At 73.1% G+C, this 20,188-nt stretch carries 22 protein-coding genes; 10 read left to right on the top strand and 12 right to left on the bottom strand.

The genetic code is table 11. From position 1 onward, the window contains the following. Nucleotides 1–10: 10 nt before the first annotated feature. The 3 genes from F7P10_RS38275 to F7P10_RS38265 all read right to left on the bottom strand — a co-directional run bounded on the left by F7P10_RS38275 (nucleotide 11) and on the right by F7P10_RS38265 (nucleotide 2,333). Entirely contained in the window at nucleotides 11–1,177 is a 1,167-nt protein-coding gene (locus tag F7P10_RS38275) for an acyl-CoA dehydrogenase family protein (RefSeq protein WP_151016903.1), read from the bottom strand. Between the two features lie 7 nt (nucleotides 1,178–1,184). Continuing rightward, on the bottom strand, nucleotides 1,185–1,910 hold the full coding sequence (locus tag F7P10_RS38270) for an enoyl-CoA hydratase-related protein (RefSeq protein ID WP_151016902.1): 726 nt from the start codon (nucleotides 1,908–1,910) through the stop codon (nucleotides 1,185–1,187). 96 nt (nucleotides 1,911–2,006) lie between these two features. Then, nucleotides 2,007–2,333, bottom strand: a complete 327-nt coding sequence (locus tag F7P10_RS38265) for a hypothetical protein (protein WP_151016901.1) — start codon at nucleotides 2,331–2,333, stop codon at nucleotides 2,007–2,009. A 72-nt stretch (nucleotides 2,334–2,405) separates the two neighbouring features. On the opposite strand from F7P10_RS38265, the gene F7P10_RS38260 reads away from it, so the two are divergent. The 9 genes from F7P10_RS38260 to F7P10_RS38220 all read left to right on the top strand — a co-directional run bounded on the left by F7P10_RS38260 (nucleotide 2,406) and on the right by F7P10_RS38220 (nucleotide 9,899). After that, a complete protein-coding gene (locus F7P10_RS38260; protein ID WP_151016900.1) occupies nucleotides 2,406–2,870 on the top strand; it encodes a pyridoxamine 5'-phosphate oxidase family protein in 465 nt (154 codons plus the stop codon). Nucleotides 2,871–2,967: 97 nt separating this feature from the next. After that, nucleotides 2,968–4,236 (top strand): aromatic ring-hydroxylating dioxygenase subunit alpha, encoded by a 1,269-nt coding sequence (locus F7P10_RS38255; protein ID WP_151016899.1) that lies wholly within the window; start codon nucleotides 2,968–2,970, stop codon nucleotides 4,234–4,236. Then, nucleotides 4,220–4,543: a hypothetical protein gene (locus F7P10_RS38250; RefSeq protein ID WP_151016898.1), complete on the top strand. Its 324-nt coding sequence runs from the start codon at nucleotides 4,220–4,222 to the stop codon at nucleotides 4,541–4,543. Before F7P10_RS38255 ends, F7P10_RS38250 begins: the two co-directional genes overlap by 17 nt. Nucleotide 4,544: 1 nt before the next feature. Next, the gene (locus F7P10_RS38245) at nucleotides 4,545–5,756 is read left to right on the top strand and encodes an amidohydrolase family protein (RefSeq protein ID WP_151016897.1); all 1,212 of its coding nucleotides are present in this window, start codon (nucleotides 4,545–4,547) and stop codon (nucleotides 5,754–5,756) included. Next, nucleotides 5,743–6,165: a nuclear transport factor 2 family protein gene (locus F7P10_RS38240; RefSeq protein WP_218040258.1), complete on the top strand. Its 423-nt coding sequence runs from the start codon at nucleotides 5,743–5,745 to the stop codon at nucleotides 6,163–6,165. The genes F7P10_RS38245 and F7P10_RS38240 overlap by 14 nt, the downstream gene beginning before the upstream one ends. Beyond that, nucleotides 6,162–7,295, top strand: coding sequence for an acyl-CoA dehydrogenase family protein (locus tag F7P10_RS38235; protein ID WP_151016896.1), 1,134 nt, complete (start codon nucleotides 6,162–6,164; stop codon nucleotides 7,293–7,295). Before F7P10_RS38240 ends, F7P10_RS38235 begins: the two co-directional genes overlap by 4 nt. A gap of 2 nt (nucleotides 7,296–7,297) precedes the next feature. Further along, complete coding sequence (locus tag F7P10_RS38230) at nucleotides 7,298–8,164, top strand: acyl-CoA dehydrogenase family protein (protein WP_218040257.1); 867 nt, start codon at nucleotides 7,298–7,300, stop codon at nucleotides 8,162–8,164. Nucleotides 8,165–8,319: 155 nt separating this feature from the next. Beyond that, complete coding sequence (locus tag F7P10_RS38225) at nucleotides 8,320–8,997, top strand: TetR/AcrR family transcriptional regulator (RefSeq protein WP_151016895.1); 678 nt, start codon at nucleotides 8,320–8,322, stop codon at nucleotides 8,995–8,997. 53 nt (nucleotides 8,998–9,050) lie between these two features. Further along, a complete protein-coding gene (locus tag F7P10_RS38220; protein ID WP_218040256.1) occupies nucleotides 9,051–9,899 on the top strand; it encodes an acyl-CoA thioesterase II in 849 nt (282 codons plus the stop codon). 138 nt (nucleotides 9,900–10,037) lie between these two features. Here the strand turns inward: F7P10_RS38220 and F7P10_RS38215 are convergent, their stop codons facing one another. Beyond that, nucleotides 10,038–11,201: a thiolase family protein gene (locus tag F7P10_RS38215; RefSeq protein WP_151016894.1), complete on the bottom strand. Its 1,164-nt coding sequence runs from the start codon at nucleotides 11,199–11,201 to the stop codon at nucleotides 10,038–10,040. After that, nucleotides 11,194–12,627, bottom strand: coding sequence for a class I adenylate-forming enzyme family protein (locus F7P10_RS38210; protein WP_151016893.1), 1,434 nt, complete (start codon nucleotides 12,625–12,627; stop codon nucleotides 11,194–11,196). Before F7P10_RS38210 ends, F7P10_RS38215 begins: the two co-directional genes overlap by 8 nt. Before the next feature lie 54 nt (nucleotides 12,628–12,681). Between F7P10_RS38210 and F7P10_RS38205 the strand changes: the two genes are divergently transcribed. Then, complete coding sequence (locus F7P10_RS38205; RefSeq protein WP_151016892.1) at nucleotides 12,682–13,443, top strand: SDR family NAD(P)-dependent oxidoreductase; 762 nt, start codon at nucleotides 12,682–12,684, stop codon at nucleotides 13,441–13,443. Between the two features lie 68 nt (nucleotides 13,444–13,511). On the opposite strand, the gene F7P10_RS38200 is transcribed toward F7P10_RS38205, so the two are convergent. The 7 genes from F7P10_RS38200 to F7P10_RS38170 all read right to left on the bottom strand — a co-directional run bounded on the left by F7P10_RS38200 (nucleotide 13,512) and on the right by F7P10_RS38170 (nucleotide 20,186). Beyond that, nucleotides 13,512–14,279 carry an enoyl-CoA hydratase/isomerase family protein gene (locus F7P10_RS38200; RefSeq protein ID WP_151016891.1) on the bottom strand — a complete coding sequence of 256 codons (768 nt, stop codon included), beginning with the start codon at nucleotides 14,277–14,279 and terminating at the stop codon, nucleotides 13,512–13,514. A 69-nt stretch (nucleotides 14,280–14,348) separates the two neighbouring features. Further along, on the bottom strand, nucleotides 14,349–15,452 hold the full coding sequence (locus F7P10_RS38195) for an acyl-CoA dehydrogenase family protein (RefSeq protein ID WP_151016890.1): 1,104 nt from the start codon (nucleotides 15,450–15,452) through the stop codon (nucleotides 14,349–14,351). Continuing rightward, nucleotides 15,439–16,380 (bottom strand): acyl-CoA dehydrogenase family protein, encoded by a 942-nt coding sequence (locus F7P10_RS38190; protein ID WP_151016889.1) that lies wholly within the window; start codon nucleotides 16,378–16,380, stop codon nucleotides 15,439–15,441. The genes F7P10_RS38195 and F7P10_RS38190 overlap by 14 nt, the downstream gene beginning before the upstream one ends. Continuing rightward, nucleotides 16,358–17,815 carry a class I adenylate-forming enzyme family protein gene (locus tag F7P10_RS38185; protein ID WP_151016888.1) on the bottom strand — a complete coding sequence of 486 codons (1,458 nt, stop codon included), beginning with the start codon at nucleotides 17,813–17,815 and terminating at the stop codon, nucleotides 16,358–16,360. Before F7P10_RS38185 ends, F7P10_RS38190 begins: the two co-directional genes overlap by 23 nt. Nucleotides 17,816–17,932: 117 nt before the next feature. After that, nucleotides 17,933–18,889, bottom strand: a complete 957-nt coding sequence (locus F7P10_RS38180) for an LLM class F420-dependent oxidoreductase (protein WP_151016887.1) — start codon at nucleotides 18,887–18,889, stop codon at nucleotides 17,933–17,935. Between the two features lie 213 nt (nucleotides 18,890–19,102). Continuing rightward, nucleotides 19,103–19,720 (bottom strand): ATP/GTP-binding protein, encoded by a 618-nt coding sequence (locus F7P10_RS38175; protein ID WP_151016886.1) that lies wholly within the window; start codon nucleotides 19,718–19,720, stop codon nucleotides 19,103–19,105. A 10-nt stretch (nucleotides 19,721–19,730) separates the two neighbouring features. Further along, nucleotides 19,731–20,186 (bottom strand): roadblock/LC7 domain-containing protein, encoded by a 456-nt coding sequence (locus F7P10_RS38170; RefSeq protein ID WP_151016885.1) that lies wholly within the window; start codon nucleotides 20,184–20,186, stop codon nucleotides 19,731–19,733. Nucleotides 20,187–20,188 lie beyond the last annotated feature (2 nt).

Here is a 20,188-nt window from a genome sequence, read left to right as displayed (position 1 = left end):
CGCCGCGCGTTCACCAGCCCAGGCGTCCCCCACCGGACACGAGGGCCTTCGCGATGACCAGGCGCTGGACGTCGTTCGTCCCCTCCCCGATCGCCATGAGCGGGGCGTCCCGGTACAGCCGCTCGACGACGAACTCCGCGGAGTAGCCGTAGCCGCCGTGGATGCGCATCGACTCCAGCGCGCACTTGATGGCGACCTCGGAGGCGTACATCTTCGCCATCCCGGCCTCCATGTCGACCCGGCCGCCGGTGGTCTCCGCCCGGTCGGCCGCCCAGTAGGTCAGCAGCCGCGCGGCCTGGATCTCGGTGGCCATGTCGGCGATCTTCAGCTGGATGGCCTGGAAGTTCGAGATCGGGCGGCCGAACGCCTCCCGCTCCCGCGAGTAGCCGAGCGCCGCCTCGTAGGCCGCCTGCGCGACGCCGACGGCGCGGGCGGCGATGTTGATCCGGCCGATCTCGAGTCCGCCGAGGATCTGCTGCATGCCGCGCCCCTCCTCGCCGCCGAGGAGGTCCGCGACCGGCACCCGCACCTCGTCGAGGACGAGTTCGCAGGTCTCCGGCCCCTTGTACCCGAGCTTGGGCAGGTCGCGGGTGACCTTGAAGCCGGGCGAGGAGGTGTCGACGAGCAACACCGACATGCCCTCGTGGGCGCGTTCGGCGCGTCCCGTCTTGACCAGGACGGGCAGGACCCCGGCGACCCGCGCGTTGGTGATCCAGGTCTTGGCGCCGGTCACCACGTAGTGGTCGCCGTCGCGCACGGCTGTGGTGGCGATCCCCTGCAGGTCGGTACCGGCGCCGGGCTCGGTCAGGCAGATCCCGGACCGCAGTTCGCCGGTCGCCATCGCGGGCAGGTACCGCTGCTTCTGCTCGGCGGTGCCGTGCCGGGCGATCAGCACGCAGGCGACCGAGTGCGGCCCGAACAGCCCGGCCGCGCCGAGCCAGGCGCGGGCGATCTCCTCGAACGCGAGCGCGTAGGAGACGCGGTCGGCGCCGAGGCCGCCGTACTCCTCGGGCACGTTCAGGCCGAACAGCCCGAGTTCCCGGAGCCCCTCGACGATCTCCGCGGGGTACCGCCCGGTCCGCTCCCATTCGGAGGCGACCGGTGCGATCTCCTTGTCGGCGAAGTCGCGGAGCGTCTCCCGGAACAGCTTCTGCTCGTCGTTCAACTCGAAGTCCACCGCGTGGTCACCTTCCCGTCCAGTCCGGCGCACGGCCCTCGGCGAAGGCCCGCGCCCCCTCCTTGGCGTCCGCGCTGCCGAACACCTCTTTCACCTCGTCCGGCGTGCACCAGCGGCGCTGCCGCATGAGCTTCTTGGTCATCGCGACGCCGAGGGGGCCGTTCGCGGCGATCCGGTCGGCCAGCGCGAGCGCCTCGGCGAGCACGCGGTCGGCGGGAACGACGCGGTTGACCAGCCCGTGCTCGCGGGCCTGCGCCGCGGTGACGGGATCGCCGGTGAGCCCCATCTCCAGCGCGAGCGCCATCGGGATCCGCTGGGAGAGCGTCGTGCCGCCGCCGGCGGCGAACAGCCCCCGCTTGACCTCGGCCATCCCGAGCCGGGCGTCCTCGGCGGCGACGACCAGGTCGCACGCCAGCACCAGCTCGAACCCGCCACCCAGCGCGGGACCGTTCAGCGCCGCGACGACCGGAGTCGCGACGCTGCGGTGGTAGAACCACACGAGCCCCTTGATGTCGCCGCCGCGCGCGAACGCCTTCATGTCCAGCCCGGCGCAGAACACCGTCCCCGCGCCCGTCAGGACGATCGCGCGCGTGCCGGGGTCGTCGGCGGCGGCGCGCAGCGCGGCCGACAGCTCCTCCATGGCGGCCGGGTCGAGGGCGTTGCGGGCGTGCGGCCGGTTCAGTGTCAGCACCCGCACGTGGCCGCGCTGCTCGATGAGCACCAGATCGCTCACCGGGCCCCCACGGCCGGACGTCGGGACCGCGGCACCGGCGAGGGTGCCGCCGGGGAATGCGGCGCAGGGGAATGTGGCGATGGCAACGGGGGTCCTTCAGTCGGAGGCGGGCAGCGGCTTGGCCGCCTTGATGGTCATCGGCGCGCCGTCGCAGGTGAGCTCGCCCGCGCCCGAGGACACGCACAGCAGCTCGACCGTCCCGGCCTCGTCGACGTAGCGCTTGCCGACGAGCGTGGCGTTCGCGGCGTCGCCGGACGGCGCGGCCGGCTTGGCGGGCTTGCCGGAGGCGGCGGCCATCGGGCTGCCGCCGCAGGCGATCACCGGGCCGCCCTGCGCGGGCGCCCGGACGACCACCACCTTCGTCGCGCACACGGTGCTGGCGAGCTGCGCTCCGGGGCGCAGCTCCGGTTCTGCTGACGTCATGGCGGTCCTTCCTTCCTCTCGCTGCGGAAACTATCTTCTCAAATTAAGAGAATCAACCATCCAGGAGGGGTCATGGAAGAGCAGCGCCGGGGACGGGCGATCGCGATGACCGGGGACGAGCGCGACACCTTCCTGAGGACGCAGCCCGTCTGCAGGGTCGCGACGGTCGCCCCGGACGGGCGCCCGCACACCAGCGCCCTGTGGTTCGTGTGGGACGGCTCGGCCCTGTGGCTGAACTCGCTGACCCGCAGCCGCCGCTGGGCCGACGCGGCGGCCGATCCCCGGGTCAGCGCGATCGTCGACGACGGCGGCACCGACTTCCTGCGGCTGCGGGGCGTCGAACTGCTCGGCGAGGTCGAGGTCGTCGGCGAGGTCCCGCGCGCCGGCGAGCCGTCGGACGTGCTGACCGTCCCGGAGCGGCTCTTCGCCGACAAGTACGCGGGCGGGGGCGAGTTCCGGTACGACGGCCGGCACGCATGGCTGCGGCTGCTTCCCGAAAAGGTCGTGAGCTGGGACTTCGCCAAGCTTCGGCGGTGAGCGATTGACGTCCGCCGGAAGCCGTGAGAACCTACGATCCACAAATGAGAATGTCATTCTCGTCAGCGAGAAGGAACGGCATCGAGAGGTCGGACCCTTGCCTCACTTCCCGAAACCCGCCGCGGGCAGCTGGACAGAGCACTACCCCGAGCTGGGCACAGCCCCCGTCAACTACAGCGACTCCATCGACCCGGCCCACTACGAGGCCGAGCGGGAGGCGATCTTCAAGCGGACGTGGCTGAACGTCGGCCGCGTGGAGTCCGTGCCGAAGGTCGGGAGCTACTTCACCAAGGAGCTTGCGGCCGCGGACACGTCGCTGATCATCGTCCGCGGCAAGGACAAGGAGATCCGCGCGTTCTACAACGTGTGCCGGCACCGCGGTAACAAGCTCGTCTGGAACGACTTCCCCGGCGAGGAGGTCAAGGGCACCTGCCGCCAGTTCACCTGCAAGTACCACGCGTGGCGCTACGACCTGGCCGGCGAGCTCACCTTCATCCAGCAGGAAGAGGAGTTCTTCAACGTCGACAAGGCCGACTACGGGCTCAAGTCCGTGCGCTGCGAGATCTGGGAGGGGTTCATCTTCGTGAACCTCGACCCCGACGCCGCGCCGCTGAGCGACTACCTCGGCGACATGGCCAAGGGCCTGGAGGGCTACCCCTTCCACGAGATGACCGAGGTGTACAGCTACCGGGCCGAGGTCGGCAGCAACTGGAAGCTGTTCATCGACGCGTTCGCGGAGTTCTACCACGCCCCCGTCCTGCACCAGAAGCAGGCCGTCAAGGACGAGGCCGACAAGCTGCTGGGCTTCGGCTACGAGGCGCTGCACTACAAGCTCGAGGGCCCGCACTCGATGATCTCGTCCTGGGGCGGCATGTCGCCGCCCAAGGACCCCTCGATGGTCAAGCCGATCGAGCGGATCCTGCGCAGCGGCCTGTTCGGCCCCTGGGACCGGCCGGACATCGACGGGCTCGACGACCTGCCGGAGGGCCTCAACCCCGCGCGGCACAAGGCGTGGGGAAGCGACTCCTTCGTCCTCTTCCCGAACTTCATGCTGCTCATCTGGGCGCCCGGCTGGTACCTGACCTACCACTACTGGCCGACGGGCGTCGACAAGCACATCTTCGAGTCGAGCCTCTACTTCGTCCCGCCGAAGAACGCCCGCGAGCGCCTCGGCCACGAGCTCGCCGCGGTGACGTTCAAGGAGTACGCGCTCCAGGACGCCAACACCCTCGAGGCCACCCAGACCATGCTCAAGGGCCGGGCGGTCACCGACTTCCCCCTCAACGACCAGGAGATCCTCCTGCGTCACCTCCACAAGGTCGCCCGCGACCACGTCAAGGAGCACGAGAATGCCGCTGCCCGCTGAATTCTCCGACCTCGAGCCGTACGCGGCCTGGGCCCTGGCCACCGAGCCCGAGCGGTACGCCAAGCGTCTCGCCAGCTCGATGGACGAGATGCAGGCGTTCTATGACGCGGCGTTCCCCCGCCTCGAGGACGCGATCCAGTACATCGACCGGCACCCGTTCGACGACCTTCCCGAGGACGCCCGCACGCTGATGCACCTCATGCAGGGCCTCGTCATGGTGTCGTTCCCCGTCGAGGTGTGGAAGCAGGCCCGCGTGCCCGACAGCGGCGCGGCGTACCTGGACCTCATCGTGGAGCCCGTGGTCTGACATGCTCACGCTGAAAGCGGGCGGGCTCCTCGACGTCGACGCGGGCGAGATCGTCCGGCCGGGGATCCTGCGGATCGACGGCGACCGCATCGCCGGCGTCGGGGGCCCGCCCGAGGGCGAGGTGCTCGACCTCGGCGACGCGATCCTCCTGCCCGGTCTCATGGACATGGAGGTCAACCTCCTGATGGGCGGGCGCGGCGAGACGCTCGAGTACTCGCCGACCCAGGACGATCCGCCGCTGCGGATGCTGCGCGCCGTCGGCAACGCCCGCCGCACGCTGCGGGCCGGCTTCACGACCGTCCGCAACCTGGGGCTGTTCGTGAAGACGGGCGGCTACCTGCTGGACGTCGCGCTCGGCAAGGCGATCGACGCGGGCTGGATCGACGGCCCGCGGATCGTCCCCGCCGGGCACGCCATCACCCCGACCGGCGGGCACCTGGACCCGACGATGTTCGCGGCGTTCGCGCCGGGCGTCCTGCAGCTGTCGGTCGAGGAGGGCATCGCCAACGGCGTCGACGAGGTGCGGCGGGCCGTCCGGTACCAGATCAAGCACGGCGCGCGGCTGATCAAGGTGTGCGTGTCCGGCGGCGTCATGTCGCACACGGGCACTCCGGGCGCGCAGCACTACTCCGACGAGGAGCTGCGCGCGATCGTCGACGAGGCGCACCGGCGCGGCCTCAAGGTCGCCGCGCACACGCACGGCGCGGGCGCGGTGCGCAACGCCGTCGAGGCGGGCATCGACTGCATCGAGCACGGTTTCCTCATCGACGACGAGACGATCGCGCTGATGGTCGAGCGGGGCACGTGGCTCGTCCCGACGACGGCGCTGGCCGACGGGATGGACGTCTCCAAGGCGGCGCCGGAGCTGCAGGCCAAGGCGGCCGAGATGTTCCCGAAGGCGCGGCGGTCGGTGCTGGCGGCGTACGAGGCCGGGGTGAAGATCGCGGTCGGCACGGACGCCCCGGCCATCCCGCACGGCCGCAACGCCTTCGAGCTGACGGCGCTGGTCGAGCGGGGCCTGGCCCCGGCGGACGTGCTGCGCGCGGCGACCGTGCGGGCCGCCGAGCTGATCGACGCCACCGACCGGGGGCGGCTCGCCGAGGGGCTCCTCGCCGACGTCATCGCCGTGCCCGGCGATCCCCTGCAGGACATCGCCGTCACCAAGGACGTGCGGTTCGTGATGAAGGGCGGGAAGGTCTTTGTCCATAAATAACGTCGAGGACCAGGTCGAGATCCAGCAGCTGCTCGCCCGGTACGCGGTCACCATCACCCGCGGCGACATCGACGGGCTGCTCACGGTGTTCACTCCGGACGGGACGTACAGCGCGTTCGGCGACACCTACCGGCTCGACGAGTTCCCCGAGCTGGTCGAGGCCGCGCCCAAGGGGCTGTTCCTGACCGGGACGGCCGCCGTGGACATCGACGGCGACACCGCGACGGGCACGCAGCCGCTCTGCTTCGTGGACCACTCCACGCACGAGATGCGGATCGGCTACTACAACGACACCTACGCGCGGACCGGCGACGGCTGGCGGCTGCGGACGCGGGCGATGACGTTCATCCGCCGCAGCGGCGCGCACGACTCCGGGCGCCCGCACGCGCACCGGTCCGCAGGAGCATGAGCACCGGGGGCGCGGGCGGCGCGGACGTGAACGGCGCGGGCACGGACGTCGCGGAGTTCCGGGCGAAGGTGCGGGCCTGGCTCGACGAGAACGACCTGTCCCCCGCGCCGGGGCTGACGTTCGACGGCCAGGTCGCGCAGCTGGGCCGGGTCCGCCGCGCCCTCTACGACGCGGGCTGGATGCGGTACGGCTGGCCGGCCGAGGTGGGAGGCCTCGGCGGGCCGGCCGTGCTGCGGGCGGTGCTCGGCGAGGAGGTCGCCACCCGCGACCTGGCCGAGCCGGGGATCTACTCCATGATCGAGGTCCTCGCCCCGACGATGATCTCCTACGCGCCGCCGGCGCTGGCCACGGAGATGGTGCCGCGGCTGCTGAACGGCGACGAGCAGTGGTGCCAGGGGTTCTCCGAGCCCGGGTCCGGCAGCGACCTCGCGTCGCTGTCGACCCGGGCCGAGCCCCGCGGCGACGACTGGGTGATCAACGGGCAGAAGGTGTGGACGAGCCTCGCCCAGTTCGCGGAGCGGTGCGTCCTGCTCACCCGCACCGCGCCCGGCCACGCCGGGATCACGGCGTTCTTCCTCGACATGGACACCCCCGGCATCACGGTCCGGCCGCTGCGCACGATGCACGGCGTCGACGAGTTCGCCGAGGTGTTCTTCGACGACGTCGTCGTCCCGGGCGGGCGCATGCTGGGCCGTCCCGGCGACGGCTGGCGGCTGGCGATGGACCTGCTCCCGCACGAGCGCTCGACCTGCTTCTGGCACCGGGTCGCGCACCTGTACTCGCGCCTGGACCGGCTCACGGCCGAGACGGACGAGACCGACGACGCCGCGCTCGGCGCCGCGTACCTCGCGCTGCACACCATCCGCTCCCGCTCCCACGCGACGCAGCGGCGGCTCGCGGACGGCGCCCGGCTCGGCCCGGAGACCTCGGTCGACAAGGTGCTGCTGGCCGGCGCCGAGCAGCAGCTGTTCGACACCGCCCGGGACCTGCTGCCCGGCGTCCTCGAACTGGACGAGACGCCGTGGCGCTCGGACTACCTGTACTCGCGGGCGGCCACCATCTACGGCGGCACGGCCGAGATCCAGCGCAACATCATCGCCCGCCGTCTCCTCGACCTGGGGAAGGATTGACCATGAACTCCCCCGCAGACTCCCCCGCGACGGACTCCCCCGCGATGGACGCCGCCGAACGGGAGATGCTCGCCGACGCGCTGCGCGGGACGATGGCGGCGGCGTCGGGGCCCGAACTGGACGGGGCGCTGGCGGAACTCGGCTGGGCCGACCTGCTCGCGACGGTCCCGGACGTCGCCGTCCCGCTCGTCTTCGGGCTGCTCGGCGAGACCGGGGCGCACGCGGCCGTGCTGAACGACGTCGTCCTCGCGGAAGCGGGACGTCCCCTCGGGGACGCGCCGCCGCCGCTGCCGTACGCGGGCGGCCGCCGGGTCGTCTGGGACCGCGGCACCGGGGACGGTGCGGCCGGCGGTGCGGCAAGCGGCGCCCTCCTGGACGGCGACCTGCCGCTGCGCACCGTCGCGGACGGCGGCGACCCGGTTCCGCTCGCCGCGGGCCGGCGGGCGCTCGGCTGGTGGCTGACCGGCACCGGACGGGCCATGCTGCGGCTCGCGCGCGAGCACGCGCTCGACCGCGCGCAGTTCGGCCGCCCGATCGCCTCGTTCCAGGCCGTCCGGCACCGGCTCGCCGAGACGCTGGTCGCGCTGGAGGGCGCGGAGGCCGCACTGGCCGCACCGCACGACCCCGCCGACGCGGACCTGGCGGCCCTGCTCGGCAAGGCGGCGGCCGGACGGGCCGCGCTGACGGCGGCACGGCACTGCCAGCAGGTGCTCGGCGGGATCGGGTTCACCGAGGAGCACGAGCTGCACCGGCACGTCCGGCGCGCGCTCGTCCTGGACGGGCTGCTCGGCGGTGCCCGCGAGCTGACGCGGGAGGCGGGCCGTATTCTGCGCACGGAGGGATCGGCGCGGCGACTCGTGCAATTGTGAGCGGCATCATGGACCGAAACTGTGAGCGGTAACGGGGCGCAGAGCGCCTTGCTATGACACTCTTGACTTGTGCAAGTCATAGTCTCGTTGCCGTGCGCGCCGTAGTGCGATGCCGGTACCGGTGACTGCCGATACTGTGCAGTAAGGTTCTACATATGGTGCAGAAGACGGATTCGACGGCGGACACGGCGACCCACAGGCCGGCCTGGAAGGACCGCGCGGTCGAGCGGTCCACGAAGGCGGCGCGGCTGCGCGCCGAGCAGCGGGTGGAGAGGTTCCTCGACGCGGCACAGGCGATCATCTCGGAGAAGGGCAGCACCGACTTCACCGTGCAGGAGATCGTGGATCGCTCCCGCCAGTCGCTGCGCAGCTTCTACCAGCATTTCGACGGCAAGCACGAGTTGCTCCTCGCGCTGTTCGAGGACGCCCTGCGGCGGTCCACCGAGCAGATCCGCGCGGCCGCGGGCGGGCAGTCCGACCCGATGGAGCGCCTCAAGGTCGCCGTGCAGCTGCTGTTCGAGCTGTCGCGGCCCGACCCGGCGGCGGAGCGTCCGCTGTTCACCGACTTCGCACCGCAGCTGCTGGTCTCCCACCCGGCCGAGGTGAAGTCGGCCCACGCGCCGCTGCTCACCCTGTTCACCGAGCTGCTGGAGCAGGTCGAGGCGGCGGGACGGCTGCGGCCGGACGTCAAGCCCCGGCGCGCCGCGGCGCTGGTGATGCAGACGGTCATGTTCATCGCGCACGGCACGCCGGTCGAGGAGGACGCGCACCCCATCACCGCCGACGAGCTGTGGGAGTTCTGCTCGACGGGGTTCGGCGCGGTCGCCGCCTGACGACCCCGAGAACAGCATTCTCATAGATCGGTCACGTGATTTACACTAGTGGCATGCCCACTTCCGTGACCGATCCGTGGAGCGACCTCCTCGCCTGCCTGGAGCTGGACGGCCCCGAGCCGGCTCCGGAGGGCGGCCCTGGCTCCGCGGCCGCGCCCACCGCACAGTTCGCCGGGCGCAACCAGCGGCTGACCTACCATCGGCTGTTCGGCGGCCAGCTCTTGGCCCAGTTCGTCCGGGCGGCCGGCGCCGTCTGCCCGGACAAGGCCGTCAAGTCCCTGCACGTGCTGTTCCCCCGCGCGGGCGGCTCCGACGAGCCCGTCCGGTACGAGGTCGAGCGCCACCACGAGGGCAGGGCGTTCGCGACCGTGACGATCACCGCCCGGCAGGAGGCCGGCGTGATCGCCACCGCGTCGGTGTCGATGCACGCCCGGGAGGACGGCGCCGAGCACCAGGCCGTCCCCGGCGCGCCACCGCTCCCGGGCGCCGAGCGGGAGGTCAAGCTCGACCTGCTGCCCTTCGAGACCCGCTCGGCCGGCGAGCTGGACGCCAGGACCGCCGGGCCGCCCGAGTACGAGCTGTGGATGCGCACCCCGGAGGTCGCCCCGGAGCTGGCGCCCGCGCTGGCCGCCTACGCCACCGACCTCACGCTGATCGGCACGGCGCTGCGCGCGCTCGACGGGGTGTCCCAGAACGACGCCGGGAAGGCGTTCGCGTCGGCGGTGACCTCGCACAGCCTCTGGTTCCACCGGCCGTTCCGCACCGACGACTGGCTGCTGCTGCGCCAGCACAGCCCGATCCTGGCCCACGGCCGCTGCTTCGGCCGCGGCGACGTCCTCACCGCGGACGGCTCCCTCGTCGCCTCCTACGCGCAGGAGGCCCTGCTGCGCCTCAAGGACTGAACGCCCCGACGACCCCTGCTCCTCCGCCGCCCCGCCGGGCTCGCGGGACCGGCGGAGGAGCAGGTCCGCCGGCGCGCGGACGGAAGCGAGCGGCCCCCGCTCCGGAGGCTGGAGCGGGGGCCGAGTCGCGCGCGCCCGTCACGGAGCGGGGACCTCGATCACGGTGGCCGAACCCATCCCGCCGCCCGCGCACATTGCGGCGACGCCGACGCCGCCGCCCCGGCGGCGCAGCTCGTGCACCAGCGTGACGAGCATCCGGGCGCCGGTCGCGGCGACCGGGTGGCCGAGCGAGCAGCCGCTGCCGTTGACGTTCACGCTGTCCGGGTCGAGCCCGAGCCGGCCGATCGTCGCGACGCACATCGCCGCGAACGCCTCGTTGATCTCGAACACGTCCACGTCCGCGGGCTTCATCCCGGCGCGGGCCAGCGCCTTCGGGATCGCCTTCACCGGGGCGAGCCCGGTGATCCTCGGGTCGATGCCGACGGAGGCCCACGACCGGACGGTCGCCAGCGCGGGCAGCCCGTGCTGCCGCGCGAACCGGTCGCCGGCGACGACGAGCGCGGCGGCGCCGTCGTTGGAGCCGCACGCGTTGCCCGCGGTGATGCTGAACCCCTCGATCTCCGGGTGCAGCGGCTTCAGCGAGGCGAGCTTCTCCATCGAGGTGTCGCGGCGCGGATGCTCGTCGACGGCGAACGTCCCGTGCGGCGTCTCGATCGGGACGACCTCGGCGTCGAACCGGCCCTCGTCGATGGCGCGGACGGCGTTGCGGTGCGAGCGCAGCGCCCACGCGTCCATCTCCTCCCGGGTCACGCCCGCCTCGACGGCCGCGTTCCAGCCGACGGTGATCGACATGTCGCGGTTGGGGGCGTCCGGCCGGTCGGGGTGGGTGGCGGGGAACCAGTCGGTCCACTCGCCGTCCACCCGGATCGACGACTTCGGCGAGGTCGACGCCGAGTTCACCCCGCCCGCGATGATCAGCTCGTCCATCCCCGCGCGGATGCTCGCGGCGGCGCTCTGCACGGCGGCCTGCCCGGCGGCGCAGTGCCGGTTCTGGGCGAGGCCGGGGACGTCGGTGAGCCCGGCCGTGATCGCCGCGTGCCGGGCCACGACGCCGCCGCCGTAGAGGCCCTCGGCGAGGATGACGTCGTCGATCAGCTCGGGGTCCAGCCCCTTCGCCGTGTGGGAGACGACGTGGTGGGCCAGGTCGAAGGCGGAGGTGTCGCGCAGGGTCCCCTTGAAGGCGGTGCCGATGGGGGTGCGCAGGGCGGACACGATGACGGCTTCGGGGGCGGTCTCAGGCATGTGCGGACTCCAGGTCGGCCAGCAGGGTGCGGCGGAGGATCTTTCCGGTGTCGGTCTTCGGCAGTTCCGGGCGGAAGACGATCGCGTCGGGCGTCTTGGAGGAGCGCAGCCGCTCCTTCGCCCACCGCTTGATCTCCTCGGGGTCGCCCGCGCCGACGACGACGGCGACGATCCGCTGCCCCCACTCGGGGTCGGGCGGGCCGACGACGGCGACCTCGGTGATCCCCGGGTGGCCGAGCAGGACGTCCTCGATCTCGGCGGGCGCGATGTTCTCGCCGCCCCGGATGATGGTGTCGTCGGCCCGGCCCTCGATGAACAGGTAGCCGCCGTCGTCGAGCCGCCCCCGGTCGCGGGTGGGGAACCAGCCGCCGGCGTCCAGCACCGTGCCGCCGCCGTACTCGCCGGAGATCTGGTCGCCGCGGACGAACACCAGCCCGGTCTCCCCCGCCGGGGCGGGGTCGCCGTCCTCGCGGCGGACCTGGAACTCCACGCCCGGCACCGCCCGGCCGACCGACTCCAGCCGGGCCCGCACCGCGGGGTCGTCCGAGGCGAGCGCCTTGCGGTGGTCGTTCGGGCCGAGCACCGCGACCGAGGAGGCCGTCTCCGTCAGCCCGTAGGCGTTGACGAAGCCGGTGCCGGAGAAGACCCGCAGGGCGCGCTCGAGGACGGGCCGCGGCGTCCGCGCGCCGCCGTAGGCGAGGGTGCGCAGGGTGGGCGTCCCGGCGTCGTCGCCCTCCACCTCGGCGACGATCCGGGCGAGCATCGTCGGGACGACCAGGGCGTGCGTGACCGCCTCGCCGCGGACGGTCGCGAGCCACTCCGCCGCGTCGAACTTCGCCATGTAGACGACCCGGCGCCCGGTGTAGATGTTCGTCAGCAGGTTCGCCAGCCCGGCGATGTGGTACGGCGGGACGGCGACGAGCGCCGCGTCCGGCTCCTCGGCGGACGCGAACTCGAGCGTGTTCATCACGTACGCCAGCAGGTGCCGGTGCCGCAGCACCGCCGCCTTCGGCGCCGAGGTCGTCCCGCTGGTGTAGAGCAGGACGGCGACCCCGTCCCCGTCCGGCAGCACGTCGATCTCCTCGCCGGGCGGCGGATCCGCCGCGTCGAGGAGGCCGTCGAGGTCGTCCTGCCGCAGCACGAGGGCGCCGGGGTGCCGGTCCCGCAGGCCCTGCAGCTGCTCCTCGCCGAGCCGGTAGTTCATCGGGACGAACGGGACGCCCGCCACCGCCGCGCCGAAGAGCGCGACCGGGTAGGCGAGGTGGTTGGTGCCCAGGTAGAGGACCGCCGGATACTTCCGGAACCGATGCGCCGCGGAGTGGGCGAGGCGCAGGAGCTCGGAGGCGGTGAACGACCGTCCGCCCGCCGACACCGCCGCCCGGTCGCCCGCCGACACCGCCATTTCCAGGATCATCGCGATATTCATGAGAATGCTATTCTCGCTCAGGTAGATCCGTATTAGCAAGAGAGGGGACCACTGATGCAGATCAGCGGGAGCTCCGCGGTCGTGGTCGGCGGCGCGGGCGGCCTGGGCGAGGCCACGGTGCGGCGCCTGCACGCGGCCGGGGCCAAGGTCGTCGTGGCCGACCTCGCCGACGAGAAGGGCAAGGCCCTGGAGTCCGAGCTGGGCGTCCGGTACGTGCGGACCGACGCCACCGAGGAGGCCGACGTCGAGGCCGCGCTGGCCGCCGCCGCGGAGACGGCTCCGCTGCGCGTCTCGGTCGACTGCCACGGCGGTCCGGCGACCGGCGGGCGGCTCGTCGGCAAGGACGGCAGCCCTCTCGACCTGGCCGGGTTCCGCAAGACCATCGACGTGTACCTCACCGGCGTGTTCAACGTGATGCGCCTGGCCGCCGCCGCGATCGGCCGCCAGGACGACGTGGACGGCTCGCGCGGCGTCATCGTCAACACCGCGTCGATCGCGGCGTACGAGGGGCAGATCGGGCAGCTCCCGTACGCGGCTGCGAAGGGCGGGGTGGTCGGCATGACGCTGGTCGCCGCCCGCGACCTGTCCCCGCTCGGGATCCGCGTGGTCACCATCGCGCCCGGCACCTTCAACACCCCCGCCTACGGCACGGCGGGCGACAAGCTGGAGGCGTACTGGGGGCCGCAGGTCCCGCACCCGCGCCGCATGGGGCAGTCCCCCGAGTACGCGGCACTGGTCGAGCACATCTGCGAGAACGACTACCTCAACGGCGAGGTCATCCGGCTCGACGGTGCTCTCCGGTTCCCCCCGAAGTGAGCCCGCCGTGAGGGCCCCGGGAGCGCGCCGCTCCCGGGGCCCTTCTCACGTACCGTCCCTGCCGGGCCTCACTTCTGGTTCCTCGCCAGCCGCTCCATGCTGGCCGCGAAGTCCTCGGTCCCGAACGACTGCTCCTCGGCGTTCAGCGCGAAGTCGAGGGTCGCCTGGATCGTCCGCTCGAGCTGGATGTTGAGGATGCGCTTGGTGCTCTCCACCGCCAGCCGCGGCAGCTCCGCGATCCGCTTCGCGCACGCGAGCGCCTCGGCGACCGGGTCCTCGACGACGTGGTTGACGAGCCCCATCTCCCGAGCACGCTGCGCCGGGATGCGGGCGCCGGTGAACGCGTACTCCTTGGCGAACAGCAGGCTGGTGTGCAGCGGCCAGGTGAGCGGGCCGCCGTCCGCAGCGACCAGGCCGACCTGGACGTGCGGGTCGGCGAGGTGCGCCTTCTCCCCCATGTACACGACGTCGCTCAGCGCGACCAGGCTGCAGCCGAGCCCCACGGCCGGGCCGTTCACCGCCGCGACGACCGGCACCCGGCAGCGCGCCATGCCGAGGACGATGTCGCGGCCGTCGGCCAGCGACTTGGCGCGCAGCTCGGGGTCGCCGCGCAGCTCCCGCAGGTAGGCGAAGTCGCCGCCCGCCGAGAAGGCCCGGCCGCGCCCGGTCAGGACGGCGGCGCGGGCGTCCCGGTCCGCGGCGAGCCGGGGCCACAGGCGCGCCAGGCCCTCGTGCAGGGGATCGTTGACGGCGTTGAGATCGTCCGGCCGGTTCAGCGTGATGATCCGCAGGGGACCGTCGGCGGTGACCTCGATCTCGTCGGGCAGGTCGTACATGGCGGGCTCCTCGCATCGGACGGGCAGGGGCCGGACCGGCCGGGCTCGGCGGGCCCGGACGGGCCGGGCTCAGACGGGCAGGCGCAGGATGCGCTGGGCGATGATGTTCTTCTGGATCTGCGAAGTGCCGCCCATCACGCTCTGCGCGCGGCTGTAGAGGTAGGCGTGCAGCATCTCGGCGTCCCGGGTGCCGGCGACGGCCAGCGCCGCGTGCCCGACCGACTGCTCGACCCACGTCATGAGCAGCTTGTCGAGCGAGCCCTCGGGGCCGTGCGAGACGCCGTCGAGCCGTTCCGACAGCCGGCGCCGGACGTGCAGCCGCAGCATCTCCGTCTGGACCGCGGCCCACGCGAGTTCGTCCCGCGCGGTGCCGCCGGTGGCGCCGTCGTCCGTCCGGGCGGCCAGCTCGCGGACGAGCTTGCCGTACCGGGCCGAGAAGCCCAGCTCGGCGGGCTCGCGCTCGTGCCCGACGATCGTCATGGCCAGCGCCCAGCCCTCGCCGGGCGCGCCGACCATCCGGCTCGCGGGCACCCGCGCCCCGTCGAAGACGACCTGGCCGAACTCGGTGCTGACGCCGCTCATCATCGTCAGGGGCCGCTGCTCGATGCCGGGCTGGTCCATGGAGACGATGAACCCCGTCAGCCCCTTGTGGCGCGGCACGTCCGGGTCCGTGCGGGCGAGCAGCAGGCACCAGTCCGCGACGTCGGAGTAGCTCGTCCAGATCTTGTGCCCGCTGATGACGAACTCGTCGCCGTCGCGGGTCGCGGTAGTGGTCAGGGACGCGAGGTCCGATCCGGCGCCGGGCTCGCTGAACCCCTGGCACCAGCGCTCGGTCCCGTCGATCATCCCGGGCAGGAACGCGCGCCGCAGCTCCTCGCTGCCGTGCCGCCCCAGCCCCTGCACCAGGTAGCCGAGGCTCGGCCGGGGCGGCGCGCCCGCGCGGGCCAGCTCCTCGTCGAGGATCACGTCGTAGACGGACGGCAGCTCGTGCCCGCCGTACTCCTTCGGCCACGACAGGCCGAAGAACCCTCCCGCGTACAGGGTCCGGTGCCATTCGCCCGCGCGCCGCCAGTACTCGTCCCCCGAGGTCGGGAACGTCCCGGCGCGTTCGGCCAGCCAGTCGCGGAGCCGGGCGCGGAAGGCCGCCTCCTCCGGCGAGTCACGAAAGTCCAAGGTCGATCTCCTCCAGTCGCACGGGGAACAGCTCGGTGGACGTCAGGGCCCGCCGCAGGTACACGTGCACGAGGCACTCCCAGGTGTTGCCGATGCCGCCGTGCACCTGCACCGCGGTCTCGCAGACGGTCCGCGCGGCCCGCGCGCAGTAGATCTTCGCGATCCGGGCGGCGCGCAGCGCCTCGTCGGCGGTCAGCTCGTCGACGGCCCAGGCCGCGTGCCGCAGCACGCTGACCGAGCCCTCGATCAGCGCGAGCCCCTCGGCGAGCGGGTGCGCGACCGCCTGGTAGGTGCCGATCGCCTTCCCGTACTGCTCGCGGACCCCGGCGTACTCGACCGCGAGCGCGAGCGCGCCGCGCGCCGTCCCGACGAGGTCGGCGGAGGTGACGGCCAGCGCCAGCGCCAGCCGCCGCCCGGCGGCCTCCGGGTCCAGTTCGCCCACCGGCTCCAGCTCGCCGACCTCGGCGCTCCGCCGGGTGAGGTCGACTTCCGGGAGGGTGTCGCCGACGGGGCCGGCGAGGATCCGGCGGTCCCGGACGGCGAAGGCCCGTCCGGCACCCGCCGCGTCCACGGCCTCGAGCGTCCCGGCGGCCTTCCCGGACGTGACGTCCACGGCGATCGTGGCCGCCTCGGCCCCGTCGGCGGCGGGCAGGTCGGCGGCGGAGCGCAGGTCATCGGCCAGCACGGGCCCCGCGAACGGGACGTCGACCAGCCCGCGGGCGAACTCCTCGGCGACGAGCGCGACCTCCACGCCCGACGCGCCGTCGGAGCGCAGCGTCCGCCAGCCGGTGGCGGCGACCGCCTTCTCCAGCCGGGCGGCGCGGTCGGCGTCGGCCAGGTCCTGGACGGAGCCGGGGCCGAGGTCGTCCGCCAGCCGCGCGGCCGCGTCCCGCAGCTCGCGCTGTTCAGTGGTCAGTCGCGCGTCCATGACGCTCCTTGAGTACTCGGCGCAGCACCTTGCCGGAGGGCAGGCGGGGGATCTCGGGCACGACCACGACGCGGCGCGGGCGCTTGTAGCCCGCGAGCCGCTCGCCGACGTGGGCGATCAGGTCGGCGGGCTCGGGCGGGGTCCCCTGCGCGGTGACCGCCGCGATGATCGCCTCGCCGTCCGCCTCGTCGGGCACCCCGAAGACGGCGCAGTCGGCGACGCCGGGATGGCCGTGCAGCACGCCCTCGATCTCGGCGGGCGCGACCTGGAACCCCCGCACCTTGATCATTTCCTTGGACCGGTCGGTGAGCGTCAGCCAGCCGTCCGCGTCGATGCGCCCGACGTCGCCGGTGCGGTACCAGCCGTCGTGGAAGCCCTCGGCGGTCGCCTCGTCCGGCAGGTAGCCGGCCATCAGCGACTCGGCCTTCGCCTGGATCTCGCCGACCTCGCCCGGGGCGACCGGCTCCCCGGTCTCCAGCGAGACGGCGCGCAGCGTCACGCCGGGCACGGCGCGGCCCGCGCTGTCCAGCCGGGCGCCGTCGAGGGGGTTGCAGGTGATGACCGGGAGCTCGCTGGCCCCGTACGCGGGCACCCAGCCGACGCCCGTCCGCCGGGTGACGGTCTCGGCGACGCTGGGCGTGACCGGCGTGGCGCCCCACATGATGAACCGCAGCGACGACAGGTCGTAGGACTCCAGGCCGGGGTGGTTCGCGAGCGCCAGCGCGATGGGGGCGACGGCCATCTCGACGGTGACGCGATCCTCCTGGATGTGGTGGAGCATCCGGTCGAGGTCGAACCGGCGGTGCAGCCGCAGCCGGGCGCCGACGTCCAGCGCGGTGACGATGTTGAGCAGCCCGAGGATGTGCGAGGGCGGCGTCGTGATCTGGATGCGGTCGCGGTCGGTCAGCGCGAGGGCGTCCCGCCAGTGCCGGACGGCCGCCGCGAACGAGCCGTGCGTGTGCCGGACGGCCTTCGGCATGCCGGTCGTGCCGGAGCTGAACACCAGGACGGCGTCCGAGGCCGGTTCCGGGTCCTTCCAGGTGCCGGACTCGACGGGCTCGACGGGCTCGTCCAGGTGCAGCATCGGCATCAGCTCGGCGAGCACCGGATGGTCGCCGACCGCGTGCGCGGGCCCGGTGATCTCCAGGGCGTGCTCGACCTCGGCGCGCTTCCAGGCCGGGCTGAGCAGGACGACCGCCGCGCCGAGCTTCCACACGGCCTGCACCGCGACGACGAACTCGGGGCGGTTGGACGACATGAGCGCCACCCGCCGCCCCGCCCGCACGCCCCGGTCCGCGAGCGTGGCGGCGAGCCCGTTCGCCAGCGCGTCCAGCCGTTCCACGCTGTACTCGCGGTCGCCGCCGGACTCGGGGTCGGCGAAGACGAGCGCGATCCGCTCCCCGGTGCCCGGAGAGCGCGTGTCAGGGGACGACATTGAGAGTCTCCCATTCAACTGAAGAGAATCGTATTCTCACCATGGTACGGCGTCCCGCCGCGCCCGCCCAGCCGGGGCGGCGGGCCGGGGCCCGGTCCACGGCCCGCGGCCCGGCGCTCATCTCAGGTCCGCCGCGATCCCGGCGAGCACCTCGCGGGTCCGGCGCTTGGACGCGACGAGCTGCTCGCGCCCCTCGCCGATCGGCAGCAGCCGCACCGACAGGTCGGTGACGCCCGCGTCGCGGAACCGCCGGAACCGCGCCGCGATGGCCTCCTCGTCGCCCGCCGCGCACAGGTCCCCGACGTCCGCCGCGTCGCCGTAGTCCAAGAGCCGCTGGTAGTTCGGGGAGATCTCCGCCTCGCCGAGGATCCGGGCGGCGCGCTCGCGGGCGGCGTCCACCTCCGACGGCTTGCAGAGGCACACCGGGATCCCGGCGACGATCCGCGGCGCGGGCCGTCCGGCCTCCTGCGCGGCCTTGGTGATGCGGGGCGCGACGTGGTCGGCGACCGCGCGCTCGTCGGCCATCCACAGGACGGTCCCGTCGGCGCGCTCGCCCGCGATCCGCAGCATGACGGGACCGAGCGCCGCGAGCATGACCGGCAGCGGGGCGATCGGGCCGATCCCGAGCGGGTTGTGCACGGCGAACGTGCCGTTCTCGACGTCGACGTCCCCGGGGCCGCGCAGCGCGACGTCCAGGACGTCCAGGTAGTCGCGGGTGTAGGCGGCGGGCTTCTCGTAGGGCAGCCCGAGCATGTCGCTGACGATCCAGTGGTGCGACGGCCCGACGCCCAGCGTCAGCCGCCCGCCCGCCGCGGCCTGCGCCGACAGCGCCTGCCGGGCCAGTGCGATCGGGTGCTGCGCCTGCAGGGGGACGACCGCGGTCCCGAGCTCGATCCGGCTGGTCCGCGCTCCCATCAGGGACGCCGCGACCAGGGCGTCGAAGTCCGTCGGCACCTGCGGGATCCACGCGGTGTCCATCCCGGCCTCCTCGGCCCACAGGACGTCGTCGATCATCCGCCCGACCTTCTTCGCCGAATCGCCCCGCTCCGGCCCGATCATCACGCCGACCCGCACAATGCCTCCACACGTCCGTGAAATATGTCGTCCGGGCCGAAGGTTCGACCCGGGTCGGGCCGGTGCCGGCCCTGGTCCGGCGGGCCCCCGTCCCGGGCCCGACTACTGGTACCGCCGGAGCGGCCACGGCGGCCCGCGGTACCCGGACGGGGCCCGCACGACGTCGCTCAGCTACGGATACGTTACTTTCGAAAAATGAGAATGCCAATACCACTAGTGAGAATCTGATGGTCGCGCGGTGATCGCGTGCTCGACGAGCAGCACCAGGACGTCCCGGGCGGCGGTGCGGCCGCGCACGTCGCACTCGACGATCGGCACGTCCGGGTCGACGTCCAGCGCCTCCCGCAGCTCCGCCTCCGGATGCCGGCCGGCGCCCTCGAACCGGTTCGCGACCACGATGAACGGGATCTCCCGCTGCTCGAAGAAGTCGATCGCGGAGAAGCTGCTCTCCAGCCGCCGGGTGTCCACCAGGACGACGGCGCCCACCGCCCCGTAGGAGATCTGGTCCCACATGAACCAGAACCGCTCCTGGCCGGGCGTCCCGAACAGGTACAGCCGCACGCCGCCGGACAGGGTGATGCGGCCGAAGTCCATCGCGACGGTCGTCGTGGTCTTGGCCTCGACGCCGCGCAGGTCGTCGACGCCGGTGGAGACGTCGGTGAGGGTCTCCTCGGTGCGCAGCGGGCGCACCTCGCTGACCGCGCCGACGAGCGTGGTCTTGCCGACCCCGAATCCGCCGGCCACCAGGATCTTCAGCGTGTGCAGGGGGACGTCGTCGGCGTCCCGGGACGGCCCCGCGGCCGCCGTGCGCTCGTGGGGAGGGGAGGTCATCGGGCTCGGCTCACACCCGCCCGCCGGGCCCCGGACCGGCGGCCCCCGGACCCGCGGTCCCCGGACCCGCACCGCGCGGCGCCGCCGCCAGCTGCCGCCGGAGCCGCTTGATCAGCATGGCGGTCTCGTAGGCGACGAGGCCCGCGTTGCCGCCCGCCTCGCTCAGCACCGCCAGGCAGCTTCCCTCGGCGGCCGGGATGACGAAGAAGAGCCGACCGTCCATCTCCACGAGCGTCTGCCGCACCTGGGCCGCCCGGAAATGGTCGCGCGCACCGGTGGCCAGGCTGTTGAAGCCGGACGACAGCGCCGCCAGGAACTCGGCGTCCGTGCGGCTGACGCCGCCGGAGGCGCCCATGACCAGCCCGTCGCGGGACAGCAGCACCGCCTGGTGCACCTCGCCGACGCGATTCACCAGGTCGTCCAGCAGCCAGTCCAGCTCGCCGGACGCCCGGGTCGCAGGATTCATGA

It is taken from the genome of Actinomadura sp. WMMB 499 (assembly GCF_008824145.1).
Taxonomy (GTDB): Bacteria; Actinomycetota; Actinomycetes; order Streptosporangiales; family Streptosporangiaceae; genus Spirillospora.
Note: the sequence above shows the minus strand (reverse complement) of the source record. Positions and strands in the feature narration are given on the sequence as shown.